The organism is Tindallia californiensis, from assembly GCF_900107405.1.
GTDB classification, from domain to species: domain Bacteria; phylum Bacillota; class Clostridia; order Peptostreptococcales; family Tindalliaceae; genus Tindallia; species Tindallia californiensis.
The window spans coordinates 192,692-209,816 of sequence record NZ_FNPV01000005.1; the positions used below are offsets into that span (position 1 = coordinate 192,692).

General features: G+C 35.2%; 16 protein-coding genes. All 16 read right to left on the reverse strand.

Going from position 1 to position 17,125, the window contains the following annotated elements; translation table 11 throughout:
* Positions 1-14: 14 nt before the first annotated feature.
* Positions 15-1,064, reverse strand: coding sequence for a recombinase RecA (gene recA / locus BLV55_RS08495; protein ID WP_278280003.1), 1,050 nt, complete (start codon positions 1,062-1,064; stop codon positions 15-17).
* Positions 1,065-1,098: 34 nt separating this feature from the next.
* On the reverse strand, positions 1,099-1,644 hold the full coding sequence (gene pgsA / locus BLV55_RS08500; RefSeq protein ID WP_093313329.1) for a CDP-diacylglycerol--glycerol-3-phosphate 3-phosphatidyltransferase: 546 nt from the start codon (positions 1,642-1,644) through the stop codon (positions 1,099-1,101).
* Complete coding sequence (gene rimO, locus BLV55_RS08505; RefSeq protein ID WP_093313331.1) at positions 1,634-2,977, reverse strand: 30S ribosomal protein S12 methylthiotransferase RimO; 1,344 nt, start codon at positions 2,975-2,977, stop codon at positions 1,634-1,636. Before rimO ends, pgsA begins: the two co-directional genes overlap by 11 nt.
* A 164-nt stretch (positions 2,978-3,141) precedes the next feature.
* Positions 3,142-5,364 (reverse strand): FtsK/SpoIIIE family DNA translocase, encoded by a 2,223-nt coding sequence (locus BLV55_RS08510; RefSeq protein WP_093313333.1) that lies wholly within the window; start codon positions 5,362-5,364, stop codon positions 3,142-3,144.
* Between the two features lie 50 nt (positions 5,365-5,414).
* Positions 5,415-6,644, reverse strand: coding sequence for a M16 family metallopeptidase (locus tag BLV55_RS08515; protein ID WP_093313335.1), 1,230 nt, complete (start codon positions 6,642-6,644; stop codon positions 5,415-5,417).
* A gap of 105 nt (positions 6,645-6,749) precedes the next feature.
* Positions 6,750-8,894, reverse strand: coding sequence for a polyribonucleotide nucleotidyltransferase (locus tag BLV55_RS08520; RefSeq protein WP_093313337.1), 2,145 nt, complete (start codon positions 8,892-8,894; stop codon positions 6,750-6,752).
* A 95-nt stretch (positions 8,895-8,989) separates the two neighbouring features.
* Positions 8,990-9,253, reverse strand: coding sequence for a 30S ribosomal protein S15 (gene rpsO, locus BLV55_RS08525; protein ID WP_093313339.1), 264 nt, complete (start codon positions 9,251-9,253; stop codon positions 8,990-8,992).
* 85 nt (positions 9,254-9,338) lie between these two features.
* The gene (locus BLV55_RS08530) at positions 9,339-10,292 is read right to left on the reverse strand and encodes a bifunctional riboflavin kinase/FAD synthetase (protein WP_093313341.1); all 954 of its coding nucleotides are present in this window, start codon (positions 10,290-10,292) and stop codon (positions 9,339-9,341) included.
* 68 nt (positions 10,293-10,360) lie between these two features.
* The gene (gene truB, locus BLV55_RS08535) at positions 10,361-11,269 is read right to left on the reverse strand and encodes a tRNA pseudouridine(55) synthase TruB (protein ID WP_093313343.1); all 909 of its coding nucleotides are present in this window, start codon (positions 11,267-11,269) and stop codon (positions 10,361-10,363) included.
* 12 nt (positions 11,270-11,281) lie between these two features.
* Entirely contained in the window at positions 11,282-12,250 is a 969-nt protein-coding gene (locus BLV55_RS08540; RefSeq protein ID WP_176968334.1) for a DHH family phosphoesterase, read from the reverse strand.
* Complete coding sequence (rbfA, locus tag BLV55_RS08545) at positions 12,243-12,641, reverse strand: 30S ribosome-binding factor RbfA (protein ID WP_093313347.1); 399 nt, start codon at positions 12,639-12,641, stop codon at positions 12,243-12,245. Before rbfA ends, BLV55_RS08540 begins: the two co-directional genes overlap by 8 nt.
* Positions 12,642-12,676: 35 nt before the next feature.
* The gene (infB, locus tag BLV55_RS08550; protein ID WP_330386601.1) at positions 12,677-14,764 is read right to left on the reverse strand and encodes a translation initiation factor IF-2; all 2,088 of its coding nucleotides are present in this window, start codon (positions 14,762-14,764) and stop codon (positions 12,677-12,679) included.
* Positions 14,765-14,789: 25 nt separating this feature from the next.
* Positions 14,790-15,110 (reverse strand): L7Ae/L30e/S12e/Gadd45 family ribosomal protein, encoded by a 321-nt coding sequence (locus BLV55_RS08555; RefSeq protein WP_093313349.1) that lies wholly within the window; start codon positions 15,108-15,110, stop codon positions 14,790-14,792.
* A complete protein-coding gene (gene rnpM, locus BLV55_RS08560) occupies positions 15,107-15,382 on the reverse strand; it encodes an RNase P modulator RnpM (protein ID WP_093313351.1) in 276 nt (91 codons plus the stop codon). The genes BLV55_RS08555 and rnpM overlap by 4 nt, the downstream gene beginning before the upstream one ends.
* Positions 15,383-15,406: 24 nt before the next feature.
* Positions 15,407-16,516, reverse strand: a complete 1,110-nt coding sequence (nusA, locus tag BLV55_RS08565) for a transcription termination factor NusA (RefSeq protein WP_093313353.1) — start codon at positions 16,514-16,516, stop codon at positions 15,407-15,409.
* A gap of 12 nt (positions 16,517-16,528) precedes the next feature.
* On the reverse strand, positions 16,529-16,996 hold the full coding sequence (locus BLV55_RS08570; protein ID WP_093313355.1) for a ribosome maturation factor RimP: 468 nt from the start codon (positions 16,994-16,996) through the stop codon (positions 16,529-16,531).
* Positions 16,997-17,125 lie beyond the last annotated feature (129 nt).

The following is a 17,125-nucleotide window of genomic DNA, read 5'->3' on the forward strand; positions in this document are numbered from 1 at the left end:
AAACAAAAATGCTATTAACTTTCAGAAGAAGTGTTTGAAGAATCGCTGGCTACAGGCCTCACTTTCAAAGGGAGATCATAGTGTTCTCGTATTTTATTGTCAATTTCATTAAATAATTCTTGATTTTCCTGTAAGAATTGCTTAGCTGCTTCTCTACCTTGACCCAGACGTGTTTCTCCATAACTATACCAAGCACCCGATTTTTTAACAATATCCAAATTACTCGAAACATCCAACACATCTCCATAAGAAGAAATGCCTTGTCCATACATAATATCAAATTCCGCTATCTTAAATGGAGGAGCAACTTTGTTCTTTACGACTTTTACCCTCGTTCTATTACCCAAAATATCACTGCCTTGTTTTATACTTTCAATTCTTCTAACATCAAGTCTTACAGAAGAATAAAATTTCAATGCTCGTCCACCTGGGGTAGTCTCAGGATTTCCGAACATCACTCCTACTTTTTCTCTAAGTTGATTAATAAAAATAGTTGTTGTTTTGGATTTATTGACCGATCCAGCTAGTTTTCTAAGTGCTTGTGACATCAAACGAGCTTGAAGACCTACATGACTGTCACCCATCTCACCTTCAATTTCTGCACGCGGTACTAACGCAGCAACTGAATCGACAACAATTACATCTACAGCGCCACTTCTAACTAGTGCTTCTGAAATTTCAAGGGCTTGCTCACCAGTATCTGGTTGAGACACTATCAAATTTTCAACATCAACTCCTAATTTCGATGCATACAAGGGGTCTAACGCATGCTCAGCATCAATAAAAGCAGCTGTGCCACCATTTTTTTGAGCTTCTGCAATAATGTGTAACGCCAGGGTTGTTTTACCTGAAGATTCTGGTCCAAAAATCTCCACTACTCTCCCTCTCGGCACACCACCTAAACCTAATGCTACGTCCAGATCAATTGATCCAGTTGATATTGTAGCAATCTTAACTTTTGCTTCTTCCCCTAATTTCATTACCGAACCTTTTCCAAATTGTTTTTCAATTTGATTCATTGCTGATTCTAATGCTTTTTGCTTGTCCACTGTTTTTCCAGCCAAGGCTGGATCACCACCTTTTCTATCATTAGTTTAGTTATTCTTTCGTTAATATATGCATATTTAACTTCAAATAATCTACGCCTGAGATAATCGTAAATACTACCGCTAACAATACCATTATTTGATCAAACGGAAAGCCAATATACGAAAATGGAAAATTATTTATTAAAATAGCAATAATAGCAATAATCTGCGTAATTGTTTTGGCTTTTCCCCACCAACTAGCTTCTATAACAATCCCTTCGGAAGCAGCAACAGCTCTTAAAATACTTATAGTAAATTCTCTGGAGATAATTATAACTACTACCCAAGCTGATAACTCTCCCATTTGAACAAGGGATATGAGTGCTGCTGAAACTAGCAGTTTGTCGGCTAAAGGATCGATAAATTTACCTAGCGTTGTTACTTGATTTCGTTTTCTTGCTATATAGCCGTCCAGTGTATCCGTCAATGCTGCCAATATAAATATGAACGCTGCAATTGGAACACCATATGGTATTTTATTTAATAGAAAAATCATAAAGACAGGTATCATAAAAATTCTTAAGATAGTCAATCTATTCGCTAGATTAAGTTTCATTTAGCGCCTCTCCCATCAGATCGTATTCTAGTGCTCCATTTATTCTCACATCAATAATACTACCAATTTCTATTTCATGGCTACTAGTAACATACACACTACCATCTATTTCAGGAGCATCGTACTCTGATCTACCGATATACTCTAACGATTCATTTTCATCAGTCAGCTTCTCTTCAATAAGAACTTTTATGACACTACCCACTTTCATTTTCAATAATTCTGCAGAAATATCTTGTTGTATCTTCATTATTTCGTTTTTTCGTTCTTCTTTTATATTGTCTGGTATTTGGTTATCCATAGCAGCTGCCGCTGTTCCTTCCTCTTGCGAATAACTAAATACGCCAAGTTTATCAAATTTCATTTCATAAATAAAATTTTTCAATTGCTCAAAATCACTACTTTTTTCGCCTGGAAACCCTACAATAAGAGTCGTTCTTAAAGCGATACCTTTAACTTCGTGACGCAATTTTTGAATAAGGGAATATATTTCACTTTTCCTGACAGATCTATTCATGCATTTCAAAACACTGTCCTCTGAATGTTGAAGTGGAATATCAAGATATTTACACACCTTATCGCTGTTTTTAATAACATCTATCAAGGCACTGGTAATTCTTTCAGGGTAGCAATATAATATGCGTATCCATTGTAAATTTTCGATTTTATTAAGCTTTTCAAGTAGTTCAGGCAACTTAAAGTCGTTATATAAATCTATACCGTATGCCGTTGTATCTTGTGCTATTAAGACGATTTCTTTTACTCCAGAATCAACCAGCTGCTGGACTTCCTTTACTATATCTGCCATCTTTCTACTTCGATACTTTCCACGTATTTTAGGAATGATACAGTAAGTACAATGATTATCACAGCCTTCAGCAATCTTTACATATGCCATGTAATCAGGAGTTGTACGAAAACGACCAATTTTTTCGTTATAAGGATTACTAATATTCCCTGCACGAACCTTTTCCTGCGAGTTCACAGGACCTTTTACCAATTCAACTATTTCTTCATAGCGACCAGTACCTAGTAGCGCATCAATTTCAGGCATTTCTCGAAGTAATTCACTTTGATACCGTTCAGCTAAGCATCCCGTAACAATCAGTTTTGCTAACTTTCCCTCTTTATGCGTAGCTGCCGATAAGATATGTTGAATCGACTCTTCTTTTGCACTTTCGATAAAGCCGCAAGTGTTAATAACGGCAATTTTAGCCTCTTCGATTTGATCAGTTATCGAAAAGTTATGCTGAATCAATAATTCCATCATCACTTCTGCATCAATTAAATTTTTAGAACAACCTAATGATTCAAAATAAATCTTATTATTCATTTTAAAATGTCCTTCTTTCATTCTATAGACTTAATGCAATAGTTCCAACACCTATTCTATTGTATCATATGTACTATCCAATTCATATGCATACTTTTGAGGTGTAGACGTTGTGATTTTATATCATTATTTTAAGATTAGTATGATTAGATCCTCTTAAAATACTACCCTCCATGATCCTGCTCTGGAATTTCATGTGTTCCATGAATCACTTTTCTTGGTTTTGTTCCTTCACTTGGACCTACATAGCCTTTACTTTCCATTTCATCTATTAGCCTCGCAGCTCTGTTATAGCCAATTTTGAATTTGCGTTGCAAATGAGAAATAGAAATTTGCTGTTGTTCATAGGCTAGGGTTAAAGCATCATTAAATAATAAGTCCGTTGAAGCCCCATCTGATTTTGATGGAATAGATTCTATTTTTTCTATTATATCGGTTTCGTATGATGGTTCTTCGCATTGAGATTTCAAATAATTAACAACACTGCGTACTTCTTCTTCAGTAACTAAAGCGCCTTGAATACGTATAGGCTTATTCGACCCTATTGGATGAAATAGCATGTCTCCTTTACCTAGCAGTTTCTCTGCACCGCTTACATCCAAGATTGTTCTTGAGTCTATTTGTGATGCAACAGAAAAAGCTAATCTTGTAGGTATATTCGCTTTAATAATGCCAGTAATGACATCTACGGAAGGTCTTTGAGTAGCAATGATTAAGTGAATCCCTGCTGCTCGAGCCATTTGTGCTAATCTACATATATGGTCTTCTACTTCTTTGGCAGCTACAAGCATTAAATCTGCCAACTCATCAATAATAACTACTATGTGAGGAATCTGTTCCATAAGACTATTTTCATTATAACTCGTTATATCCCTAGTGCCTGTTTCAGCAAATTTTTGATATCTTGTTTCCATTTCCGTTACTACCCATCGTAAAGCTCCAGTTGCTTTTTGAGGGTCTGTGACAACAGGGATCATTAAATGAGGAATTCCATTATAGATGTTTAATTCAACAACCTTAGGATCAATCATTAAAAGTTTGGTTTTTTCAGGACTTTGCTTAAATAGAATGCTCAGTATAAGCGTATTGATACATACAGATTTTCCTGATCCTGTAGCTCCAGCAATCAGCATATGGGGAGCTGTTGCAATATCAAAAATAACAGGATCGCCTGATACGTTTTTACCTATAGCAAAAGGAATAGATGCTTGTGAATTTTTATACTTATCACTATTCAATATTTCTTCAAGAGAAACCAAAGATGTCTCTTCATTGGGTATTTCAATTCCAATTGCAGCTTTTCCTGGTATAGGTGCCTCAATTCTAATAGAGGAGGCAGCAAGATTTAATGCAATGTCATCACTTAAATTTACAATTTTACTCACCTTTACACCTTTGCTTGGTTGTAGTTCATATCGCGTAATAGTGGGCCCTTTATTAACATATGTGACCTTCGCTTCTACGCCAAAGCTCCCCAACACCGTTTCTAGCATCTTTGCCTTCTCAGTAACTTTTTTCCGGTCAGTTTTGTTGCGTTGTACAGGTTTAGTTTTTAAGAGTTCTAAATTTGGTAACATAAATCTTTTGCCGCAAAGTTTCTTTTTACTTTCCTCATCATTACTATTTTCATCATTGCATTGATCTATTGTTGTAAGATCCGCTTTTTTCATTAATTGATTTGAGTCGATCGAATTTTCACTAAACACCTCGACCTGAATCTCATTAATTTTATCATCTGCTTTAATATTGTTGATGTTTTTTTTGCAATTCTTTGGTTCTTTTGTAATGGTTTTTGTAGTCTTTTTTCTTTTTTTACATATGTTTTTTATCCATGTATACAGACATCCCACTAATCGACTTACACTGTTAGGGTAAATCATAATGATGAAAACGAGAGCTATTGTAGTCCAAAGTATAAGCGAACCTGAAATTCCAAGCAAAGGAATTGTCCAATAATGAAAAATAGAAGGAACAAGACCGACAGGTTGTTCTTCTAGGCCAGCATAATATGATGAGGTAATAAACTCAGTAAAATTCAAATTGCTCACAAACGAAAGCACTGTTTGGTCTAAAGTTGCTATTATCATCATCGCATACGAGACAATAACTGCGATGAAAAAAAACTTCTGAAAATATCGCTTATCTAGTTTGCTTCTCAAAAGATGTAAGATCGAATATGAAATGAACAGATATGAAATTATATAAGAAAACCAGCCAAATAACCCCTTAAATATACTGCTAAAAAAATGGCCTAAAACACCGACAGCATCAAAATGAAGAGAAACCGTTAGCAACAGTGATCCTGAAATCATCAGAATACCTTGTAATTCCGAAGAAAGAAGTGCTAGGTTTCGAGTGCTGTTTTTTTTATTAGAGCGTTTGCTCATTATCATGCACCTCCTTGTTTGTGGAAGAGGTCGATCTATGACTATCTAAATCACATATCTTTACCCACAATGACACTTGCCATTTCATTGTAGTTAAAGTATCTTTCTATCGCTTCGTGAATCCCGCAATAACTGATGCTATTTATTTTGTTAAGGACATCCTCTTGTGTCTCAATTTCATTAAGCATTAGTTCCGATTTACCCAGCATAGCCATTCGACTGCTAGTACTTTCCATTCCAATAATACAACTACCTTTTAACTGAGCTTTTGCATCTATAAACTCGTTATGCGTTAATCCTCTTTTTCTTAGTTTATTAATTTCTTTTAAAACGTGAGATTTCACTATGGAAATTTGCTCTGGATTAACACTAAAGTAAATATTTATTAAACCAACATCGGAATAGTTTTGTAAGTATGAGTAAATATCATAAGTTAATCCTTTTTCTTCTCTTATGGATTGAAAAAGTCGCGAGCTCATACTTGCTCCAAAAGTATTATTAACAAGCAAAAGATCATACAGATCATCAGATCCTAATGAAACTCCTCGAACTCCAATACATATATGACTTTGTTCTATTTCTTTATACCGAGTCCAATTACCAAAAGTCAGCGTCTTGAGATCATTGGGTTCTGTAATTGTATCTATTGCAGTGTTCCATCTACCTAAATGATCTTCTATATTCTTTAATACCATTTGATTATCAAAGTTCCCCGCAATGGATATGACCATTCTGCTCGGGTGGTATACTCGACTCATATACGATTTTAGTTTCTGAGAATTCAAAGAATCAACCGACTCGATAGTACCCAGAATCGGAAGCCCTAGTGTATGATTAGATAGCATTGTTTCGACTAAAAGATCATGAGTAAGGTCTTCTGGTGAATCTTCATACATATTAATTTCTTCAAATATAACCATTTTTTCTTTCTCTATTTCAGATTCATCAAACACAGAAAAAAACAACATATCCATTAGTATATCAATGGCTAGCAACACATGTTCATCTAAAATCTTAATATAGTAACATGTATACTCACGGCTGGTATATGCGTTGATTTGTCCACCTACTCGATCAATCTCTTCTGCTATTTGGCGTGCCGATCTATTATGGGTTCCTTTGAAGAGCATGTGTTCAACAAAGTGAGCAATTCCATTTTGATCACGGTTTTCATTTACAACTCCAGATTTTACCCAAACACCAATTGTCACTGATTTTACATGATCCATCTTTTCTGTAACAATTCGAAGACCATTGCCTAATTTGTATTGTTCTATCATTTGGATCTCCTTTAAATTTACAACTGTTCGCTAAAATAAATTTTAACACAACGAAATAAAAACATAAACCTGAAGGCGGTTTATGCTCTTATTGTCGTATATTTTTTATTTCGTTTGCTTATTGTCAAAAGTGCGTGTACTATTATGCTTATCTTTTTTATCATCTTGAACTGGTGGTTTTAGCGTTGCTTTATGCGACAAACTTATTTTTCCTTGACTGTCAATTTCGATTACTTTTACATCTAATTCTTGTCCGACTTTCAGAACATCTTCTACTTTATTTACACGATTATGCGATAGGTTAGAAATATGAATTAAGCCTTCTTTTCCTGGCATGAATTCTACAAAAGCTCCAAAATTAGTTATTTTTACAACTCTCGCACTATATATTTCGCCTACCTCTGGTTCTTTAATAATATCACTGATAATATCCCACGCTTTCTGCCCAGCATCTTGAGACTCAGCAGCGATATAGATAGTACCATCGTTTTCTATATCTATTTTCACACCTGTATCATCGATAATTTTATTGATTACTTTCCCACCAGCCCCTATCACTTCACGAATTTTATCTGGATGTATACTCATTTTCATAATTCGTGGAGCATATGGAGATAATTCAGGCCGAGGTTCACTAATTACTTCTTTCATCTTACTTAAAATATGAAGTCTACCTACGCGAGCTTGTTCGAGTGCATTTTCAAGAATTTCTCTATTAATACCACTAATCTTAATATCCATTTGAATAGCGGTTATTCCATCTTCAGTTCCAGCTACTTTGAAGTCCATATCTCCTAAAAAGTCTTCCATACCTAAAATGTCTGTTAAAATCGCAACTTTTTCATCCTCTTTAATTAGGCCCATTGCAATTCCCGCAACCATTTTTTTAATCGGAACACCCGCATCAAGCATAGAAAGTGTGCTGCCACAAACACTTGCTTGAGACGTAGAACCATTAGAAGCCAAACACTCAGAAACTAACCTTATTGTATAAGGAAATTCCTCCATGCTAGGAATCATCGGCTCTAAAGCTCTTTCGGCCAACGCTCCGTGTCCTATATCCCTTCTGCTTGGACCTCTCATAAATCTAGCTTCCCCTGTACTAAACGGAGGAAAATTATACTGATGCATATATCTTTTAGATTCTTCTTCTCCTAATCCATCAATAATCTGTACATCGCCTAGTGCTCCTAGTGTTGTAACTGTTAAAACTTGAGTTTCTCCCCTAGTGAATAATCCAGAGCCATGAGTTTTAGGTAAAATTCCAACTTCACAATTTATTTGGCGTACTTCATCGGTAGCTCTATTGTCTATTCGTTTCCTTTCTGTTATGACGATTCGACGCATTTCTTCTTTAACAATTTTTTTCAATATATTTTTAACAGCAAGTATTTCTTCTTCGTGCGTTTCTTTAAACGTCTCAACAACCGTTTCTTGTACCAGATCTAAATTTTCAATTCTTTCAAGTTTATCTTTGATCTTCAAAGCTTCTATTAATTTTTCAGTTGAAAATTGACGAACTTCGTTTTCAAGTTTTGTTTCAGGGACTGCTAAGGCAACCTCTTGCTTATTTTTACCTGCCACTTGTTGAATTTCATTAATAAAGCTTATCAATCGCTTAATTTCTGTATGTCCAAATAAAATGGCATCAAGCACTTGCTGCTCTGTTAATTCATTTGCACCAGCTTCTATCATCATAATAGCATCTTCGGTTCCAGATACAGCTAAGCTCAGTGTGCTTTTTTCTCTTTGTTGACTCGTAGGGTTAATGACGAATTCACCATCAACGCAACCAACGTAAACACCTGCTATTGGACCCATAAAAGGTATATCCGAAATCGTAAGAGCAATAGAAGCTCCAATCATAGCTACAATATCTGGCACACAATCATTATCCATAGACAATACTGTGGCAATAATTTGCACATCGTGATGATACCCTTCTGGAAACAATGGTCTAATTGTTCGATCAATAAGTCTGCAGGATAAGATCGCTTTCTCCGAAGGTCTTCCTTCTCGTTTAATAAACCCTCCCGGTATTTTTCCAGCTGCATACAACTTCTCTTCAAAGTCAACCGTTAAGGGGAAAAAGTCTATATTTTCTTTTGGTTTTGATGAGCGATTTGCTGTTACAAGTACAACCGTCTCGCCATAAGTAACCATGCAACTACCACCAGAAAGCAAAGCAACTTTCCCTATTTCTACAGACAAAGTTCTTCCGTTTAATTCGGTTTTAAAGGTATGAATCATAAGATGGTATTCCTCCTTTCAAATGTTTATAAGCAGAATCATTCAACACTCTCTATAGAAGATAAGAGCGGGAAAATCCCGCTCTTATCTTTTGATTATTTTCTCAAACCAAGTTTTTCGATTAATTCACGGTATTTTGCAATATCCTTTTTCTTAAGATAGTTAAGCAAATTACGACGTTTACCTACCATTTTCAGAAGTCCTCTTCTCGAGTGGAAATCTTTTTTATGAATTTTAAGATGCTCATTCAAATGATTGATTCTGTCAGTCATAAGTGCCACTTGAACTTCTGGCGAACCAGTATCGCTTTCATGTAGCTTAAAGTTTTCAATGATAGTTTTTTTCTTGCTGGCTTCCATAATTCTTCACCTCCTCTAATCGTAATCCCCTTATTCTAAGTAAACGTCGGAGAGTCGTTTTACCGAGAATAGGTTCCTATCTAATTTATAGTATCATAGTAGTTTTATTTTGTAAATAGTTCTTTATGTTATAAACATCTTCAAGGATCTGATTTTTAAGAGCATTTATATTGTCGTAGCTAATTTGACTTCTTATTTTCGTGTGAAAATACAATTCTATATTTTTTTCATAAAGCATAAGCCGTGAATCAATAATATACGTTTCAATAGTAACCTCGTGGGCATTAAATGTCGGGTTCTTACCTACAGATGTTGCGCCCATATATACCGTATTATCAACCTTAACTTGCGTTGCATACACGCCTTCTGACGGAATAAGCTGATAGGGTTCTAATACTAAGTTCGCAGTAGGGAATCCCATTTTCTTCCCACGACCAAAACCTTTTTCCACCCGGTTTAACATCATAAATGGACGACCTAACAATTGATTCGCCAGTTCAATATCCCCTTTTTCAATGCTATCTCGAATAAGAGAACTGCTAATTTTAATATCTTTTTCAAGCACAGGTGGAGCAATAATAACATGAAATCCTAGAATTTCGCCTAACCTGCTCAATAAGTCAACGTCTCCTGATGCTTGATATCCAAAGCGAAAATCTTCACCAACTACAATCAGTTTAGCTTTTAATCGATCCACGAGAATTGTCTTAGCAAATTCGGAAGGTGATAAATGCATTAAGTCTTGTGTGAACTTATCTAGAAAAAGCAAATCAACACCAAGCTTATCCATAATTTTCTCTTTAAGGTTTATCGGCGTAATCTTGTATGGATATACGGATCTATTGCAACTTTTTAGAATCGTTCCAGGATGATTTTGAAAAGTATATACAGTAGGAAGGAGATTTCTTTTTGCACATTCGTTTTTCAAAATTTTTAATAGCGATTGATGTCCACGATGAATACCATCAAAATTTCCCAGAGCTACTCCTTTGGGGCTGAAATCGTTTAATACTTGATGATAATCTTCAATTACTCTCATAATCACTTTCTCCCTATTAATATTTCTAGTTCTGCATACAATTGATAAAAAATATGTAACCTCACAAACTATTTAATACTATCTTTAAAATTTAACTTGAATTTTAACAAATCAGCTATGTGATCAAAGTAGCCAATGCCATGGAATTTATTTAGAAAGTATAATCTATAATAATTATTTTCATAAGTGTTAATCATATCACTTGTTCCATGATTGTGGATATAGTTAACCGGAATTGAATTTCCATTTTTCACTCGTTGCTCCTGTGATGCATCTATATTTAATGCCGGAAGATGATCCAGAACCTCTTCCAATGATGTACACATAGTCGACAAATCATTTGCTTGTGTAATCTCTTCCATCGTATGTGCAGAACACAATTTCAACCGACAAGATTCTTTTCTTAGTAAAAATGACATGGAAGCGCCACATCCTAAACGTTGACCAACATCGTGACAAAAAGTTCTAATATAAGTACCTTCGGAACACACAATATCGAATAAAACTTTATTATCATGAAAAGATATCCAATCAATAGAGAATATGTGCTTCTTTTTAACCTTTCTTTCTACAATTTTCCCCTCACGCGCTAGTTCATACAGCTTTTTCCCATTTTGCTTTATAGCTGAATACATAGGCGGTATTTGATCGTATTCACCAAGAAAAGAGTGTATTGCATTTTTAATTTTTTCTTCCGAAGGAATCATCGAATTGGTATTTATTATTTCTCCTGTTAAGTCTTGGGTATCTGTTTCTACTCCTAAACACATCTCGGCACGGTACATTTTTTTTTGATGATCAAGGTATTGAATTAATCTTGTAGATGGTCCAACACATATAGGAAGTACTCCGGCAGCTTCAGGATCCAAGGTGCCGGCATGTCCTACTCTTTTTATTCCAGTTATTTTCCTGATACAGCTAACAACATCATGCGAAGTCATACCAGGTGATTTGAGGATATTAAGAATTCCATTCATTGCGATAGGCTCCTAAAAATAGTTTTTAAGCAAATCAATCACTAATTTTTCAGTACTTTCCATATTCTCATTGCTTAAGGCTCCTGCTGCTTTTTTATGACCACCACCATTAAATTCCTGCGCAAATTTATTGACGTCAAAATACGATTTTGATCTTAAGCTAATTTTAATTTGCTTGTTTTTCGTTTCTTTCAACAAAATGGCAACTTCAACACCTTCAATATCTCTTATAAAAGCAACAAAGTCATCTAAATCTTCATAAGAAACATTAAACTGATCCATCGTATATTTGTCTAAATTTAGAAAAGCAACTTTTCCACCTAATATAATTTGCAGGTTTTGAATCGCATATCCTAACAGACGAATATTCGAAAGTGACTTGCTGTGGAATAAATTAAACTTAACTGTTTTTATATCTGCATTTTTATCTATTAGATCTGCGGAAGCACGGAAAGTTTGGGCACTGGTATTATCGTAAAGAAAATTACCGGTATCGGTCATGATGCCGGTAATCAAGCAAGTAGCTGATTCATTGGTTATTAATTCAGTAAATCGTTTTGCTAAATACCAAATCAATTCACACGTAGAAGAAAATTTTTCTGATACAATATTATCATGCCCAAAAAAAGAGTTGCTAATATGATGATCTATATTGATTATTTTAGTTGCATGTTCAAAAATCCAGTTTCCTCCAGCGACTCTTTTTTTTTCACCACAGTCAAGAACAACGGCCATCGGAAATTGTCTATCAGTATTTGAATCAAATGTAATTAGAGTCTCATATCCCGGTAAAAAAGAAAATTTACCATTGCTATTTTTATCTTCTACATAAGCAAAAACCTCAACTCCATGCTGCTCTAATATGTTTTTCAATCCTAGTAACGAGCCATAAGCATCTCCATCAGGAAAAACATGTGTTACTAAGGCAACCTGAGAACATTTTAACAGATTGCCAAATGTTTGAACCCATTTGCTATTCATCAAAATCTTCCTTATCAAATCCGTCGGCATTTTCATTCTTGAATTTTTCATGATTTAACTGATCAATTTTCTGAGACATATTTACACCGTACTCAATCGATTCATCTAACTTGAAAATTACTTCAGGAGTATGTCTTAATGATATTTTCTTAGCCATTGCTCGACGAACATACCCCGCTGATTTTTCTAACCCTTTGATTGTCTCTTCTTTTTCTGATTTTGTCCCCAAAACACTTACATAAACATATGCATAACTTAAATCTCTAGTAACATCAACCGACACCACACTGGTCATCTTTGAAATTCTAGGGTCTTTTAGCTCTGTACGCAACAAGGAACTAATCGCTTTTTTATACTCTTCGTTTACTCTATTCACACGCGGATAGGACATATGCCTCATCCTTTCTATCATTCATAAAATTTATACTATGTTTGTTTTAATTCTTTCATGTGGTAGGCCTCAATGATATCACTCTCTTTTATGTCATTAAAGTTTTCTATTCCAATTCCACATTCATAGCCTGTAGCTACTTCTTTTACATCGTCCTTAAACCTCTTTAATGATTGAATTGTTCCATCATGTATGACAATTCCGTCACGAACTAATCTAATCTGTGCATTTCTGAGAATCTTCCCTTCTATTACATAGCAACCAGCAACCATGCCACTTCCAGGAACCTTAAAGACCACTCTTACTTCAGCTTTCCCTAATTCTTCTTCTTTATAAACAGGATCTAACATCCCTTTCATCGCTGCTTCAATATCTTCAATAGCATTATAAATAATTCTGTAAGGTCTAATATCCACATCTTCTTTTTTTGCTAAGGCAGTGGCATTTGCTGTTGGCCTGACATTAAATCCAATGATAATGGCATTAGAAGCAGAGGCAAGCATGACATCCGTTTCAGTTATTGCACCAACCCCACCATGAATCGTTTTAATGGCAACTTTCTCATTAGTCAGCTTATTTAATGATTGCTTTACAGCTTCAACTGAACCATGCACATCTGCTTTTAGAATTATGTTCAATTCTTTTAACTGTCCATCTTGCATTTGTTGATAAAGGGCATCTAAGGATATCTTTTGACTTGCTTTCAGCTGTTCTTCTTTAATTTTATTCTTTCGATTCTCTACAATTTCCCGAGCTGTACGATCATTATCAACAGCTATCATTTGGTCTCCAGCATCCGGAACATCAGATAAACCAGTAATTTCAATAGCGGTTGAAGGCTTAGCAACTTTAACATTTTTACCTTTGTCATTTATCATCGCACGAATACGCCCGCACGTATTTCCAATAACTACAGAATCTCCGATTTTCAAGGTTCCATTTTGTACTAAAACAGTAGCAACAGCACCTCTTCCTTTGTCAAGTTTTGCTTCAACGACGATACCTGTAGCTTTTCTATTTGGATTAGCTTTTAGTTCTTCCATTTCCGCTACCAAGAGTATCATTTCTAGTAACCCATCTATATTTTCACCATGAAGGGCAGAAACTGGTACACATATTACATCTCCACCATATTCTTCGATAAGAACACCTTGATCAGCTAACTCCTGCTTTACTCGATCTGGATTAGAACCTGGTTTATCAATCTTGTTAATAGCAACGATAATTGGTACCTGAGCAGCTTTTGCATGATTAATGGCCTCTAATGTTTGAGGCATAACTCCATCATCAGCCGCAACCACTAATATGGCTATATCGGTAACTTTAGCACCTCTAGCTCTCATGGCCGTAAAAGCTTCATGACCTGGGGTATCTAAAAAAACAATTCGCTTTTTATCAATTAAAATTTCAGAAGCTCCAATATGTTGGGTAATTCCACCTGCTTCTCTCTCAGTAACTTTTGTTTTTCTAATAGCATCCAGCAAAGAAGTTTTTCCATGATCTACATGCCCCATGACTGTAACAACAGGTGGTCTTGGTTTTAGATCTTTCACATTATCTGCTTCAATAATGACATCAGCGACATCATCTACAACTTTTTTCTCCTCTATTTTCAGCAGCTCAACTTCATACTCAGAAGCAATATCATGGGCTGAATCAAAATCTATTTCTTGATTAATCGCAGCCATAACGCCCTTTTGAATCAATTTCATAATTATTTCATTTGGATTTTTATTTAATTTCTCTGCAAAATCTTTGACAATTATTTTTTCACCAATTTCGATAGTATCGCTTCCTTTTTTTTGAGAATCTAATCTTTTTTTAGCATCTTCATTAGAAGCCTTGTCATTAGATTCTTTTTTTAGTCTTTCTTTGTCATTCCCAACTACAGAATTTGAATTGGATTCAATAGAATTATTTTTATTTGGATTTGTTTGATTTTCTCTCTCTTCATCAGGAGACTTGTCACTACTTTCATCAGTTAGAAGTTCAATGACTAAAGCAGCATCTTCTTCTTCAATAGTACTCATATGACTACTTACTTTAATATTAAGATCTTGCAATTTACTAATGAGTTCCTTGTTTTCTATTTTCAACTCTTTTGCTAATTGATACACCCTCATTTTTGACAAATCCTTCACCTCCAGATTATTTACTCTGTGGTTCGTATTTAACCATTCTTGTGATGCTGTCAGCCATACCATCGTCATTTATTACTATTGTTGAACGCGCACTTTTTCCAATAGCTCTTCCCAACTCCACCTTGGTTCCAAAGAATATATACGGTATCCCTTGTTGTGCAGATATTCTTTCAAAAAGTACCTTAGTACCATTCGTTGCATCTTCTGCTATAATAAGTAACTTCGCCTTTTTTTTCTCTAGCGCAATGCGACATCCTGTTTCACCCGACACAATATTTCGAGATTTAGAAGCAAAGCCAAGCATCGTTATCATTTTGTGTTCATTCATAAGGTTTCACCATTGCCAAGCTTTGACTTTAAGTAATCGTATACTTGGTTAGGTATTTCTTTACCAAAGGATCGGTTGAAACCCTTTTGTTTTTTTGCTTTATCAAAGCATTCAATTGATGAACAAATATAAGAGCCGCGTCCATGAGCTTTACCAGTTTCATCTAAACTAATAATGCCATCTTTAGTACAAACAATTCTAATTAGTTCATTTTTAGGCTTCATTTCTAAACAGCCTATGCATTTTCTCAAAGGTATTCTCTTGTTTTTCATCTTCACCCCTCCAAACAAGAAATTTTATTCGTCTACATTCAATACTTCACCTTTATCAGGCTCAGGAGAAAAAACAGACTCTACTTTGATTCCACTTGCATCCTCAACTTGACTTTCACTCTTTATATCTATTTTCCAGCCAGTTAACTTCGCCGCCAACCGTGCATTTTGGCCTTCTTTTCCAATAGCAAGAGACAATTGATAATCTGGCACAACAACCTTTGCTGATTTGCTTCCTTCATCCACCTTCGCTTCAGTAACCTTTGCAGGACTTAGGGAACTTGTAATATAGTCCACAGGATTTTCACTGTATCTTATAATATCAATTTTTTCACCCTTAAGCTCATTTACAATAGCTTGGACACGAACTCCTTTTTGTCCAACGCACGCACCCACTGGATCCACATTGGGATCGTTTGTATCAACAGCAATTTTAGTTCGATATCCAGCTTCTCTTGAAATACTCTTAATTTCAACAACTCCATCATGAATTTCTGGTACTTCTAGCTCGAACAATCTTTTGATTAAGCCTGGATGGGTTCTAGAAACGAGAATCTGTGGGCCTTTTGTTGTTTGTTTAACCTCAACAATATAGGTCTTTATCCGATCGCCAGGATTATAAGATTCTACCGGCATTTGTTCACTGCTTGCTAGCATAGCTTCTGCTTTCCCTAAATTAATATAAACTGTGCCTCGTGCTATTCTAGCAACTGATCCAGATATAATATCAGATTCACGATTTGCATATTCATCAAACACAACGCCACGTTCTGCTTCTCTGATTCTTTGGACAACAACTTGTTTTGCCGTTTGTGCTGCAATGCGGCCAAAATCTCTTGGCGTCACTTCTCTTTCCAAAATATCCCCGCTTTGAAATTTGGTATTAATAACTTTTGCCTCTTCAACAGATATTTCGGTGTTTTCATCTTCTACTTCGGCAACAACTTGTTTTTGTCCATATACATGGACTTCACCTGTTTCTCTATGAACTTCAACTCGTACATTATGAGAAGATCCAAAGTTACGCTTGTAACTAGAAATCAAAGCCGCTTCAATAGCTTCTATTAAAACTTCTTTAGAAATTCCTTTGTCTTGTTGAATTTGCTCTAATGCTTCGATAAACTCCGTGTTCATCTTTAATGCCCCCTATATTACAATGGCTAATTTAGCCAGTGCTATTTGATCATGTTTAATAGACAGCTCACTATCATCATCCAAAACTAAAATTAGTCCCTCATCGCAATATTCTTTAAGTATTCCTGTAAGCTGTTTTTGTCCATTTATTGCTTGATAAAACTTAATTTCAATAACGTCACCAATATTTCGCAAATAATCTTCTTTCGTTTTCATTGGTCTATCTAATCCTGGTGATGAAACTTCCAGGTAATAAGAAGCGTCTATGTCTTTATCATAATCATCTAGGTGATCATCTAAAAATTTGCTTATTTTTTCACAGTCATCAATAGTTACGCCTTCTTTTTTATCAATAAAAACGCGTAAATAGTGATTAGGCCCTTCTTTAACAAATTCTACATCTATTAACTTGATTTCATCAGTCACTAGGTATTTTTGTAATAGAAGATTTATTTGGTTTTCAAAATCTTTTCTTTTCAATCCTTAATCCTCCAATCTAAGTATAAAGAGCTCAAATGAAAACGAAAGAGTGGGGGGCACCCACTCTTGGCATCGATCACTTTGAGATTACATATCAGTTCCTTTCGTCCGCTAATCAGTATAGCACAC

Excerpts from the sequence above, each read along its gene's own strand:
- BLV55_RS08520 (WP_093313337.1), bottom strand. The coding sequence starts at position 8,894 with ATGATTCATACCTTTAAAACCGAATTAAACGGAAGAACTTTGTCTGTA.
- truB (WP_093313343.1), bottom strand. The coding sequence starts at position 11,269 with ATGAATGGAATTCTTAATATCCTCAAATCACCTGGTATGACTTCGCAT.
- rnpM (WP_093313351.1), bottom strand. The coding sequence starts at position 15,382 with ATGAAAAACAAGAGAATACCTTTGAGAAAATGCATAGGCTGTTTAGAA.
- BLV55_RS08530 (WP_093313341.1), bottom strand. The coding sequence starts at position 10,292 with ATGAGAGTAATTGAAGATTATCATCAAGTATTAAACGATTTCAGCCCC.
- BLV55_RS08540 (WP_176968334.1), bottom strand. The coding sequence starts at position 12,250 with ATGAATAGCAAATGGGTTCAAACATTTGGCAATCTGTTAAAATGTTCT.
- rpsO (WP_093313339.1), bottom strand. The coding sequence starts at position 9,253 with ATGGAAGCCAGCAAGAAAAAAACTATCATTGAAAACTTTAAGCTACAT.
- BLV55_RS08555 (WP_093313349.1), bottom strand. The coding sequence starts at position 15,110 with ATGAATGAACACAAAATGATAACGATGCTTGGCTTTGCTTCTAAATCT.
- infB (WP_330386601.1), bottom strand. The coding sequence starts at position 14,764 with ATGAGGGTGTATCAATTAGCAAAAGAGTTGAAAATAGAAAACAAGGAA.
- nusA (WP_093313353.1), bottom strand. The coding sequence starts at position 16,516 with ATGAACACGGAGTTTATCGAAGCATTAGAGCAAATTCAACAAGACAAA.
- pgsA (WP_093313329.1), bottom strand. The coding sequence starts at position 1,644 with ATGAAACTTAATCTAGCGAATAGATTGACTATCTTAAGAATTTTTATG.
- BLV55_RS08515 (WP_093313335.1), bottom strand. The coding sequence starts at position 6,644 with ATGATAGAACAATACAAATTAGGCAATGGTCTTCGAATTGTTACAGAA.
- rbfA (WP_093313347.1), bottom strand. The coding sequence starts at position 12,641 with ATGTCCTATCCGCGTGTGAATAGAGTAAACGAAGAGTATAAAAAAGCG.
- BLV55_RS08510 (WP_093313333.1), bottom strand. The coding sequence starts at position 5,364 with ATGAGCAAACGCTCTAATAAAAAAAACAGCACTCGAAACCTAGCACTT.
- rimO (WP_093313331.1), bottom strand. The coding sequence starts at position 2,977 with ATGAATAATAAGATTTATTTTGAATCATTAGGTTGTTCTAAAAATTTA.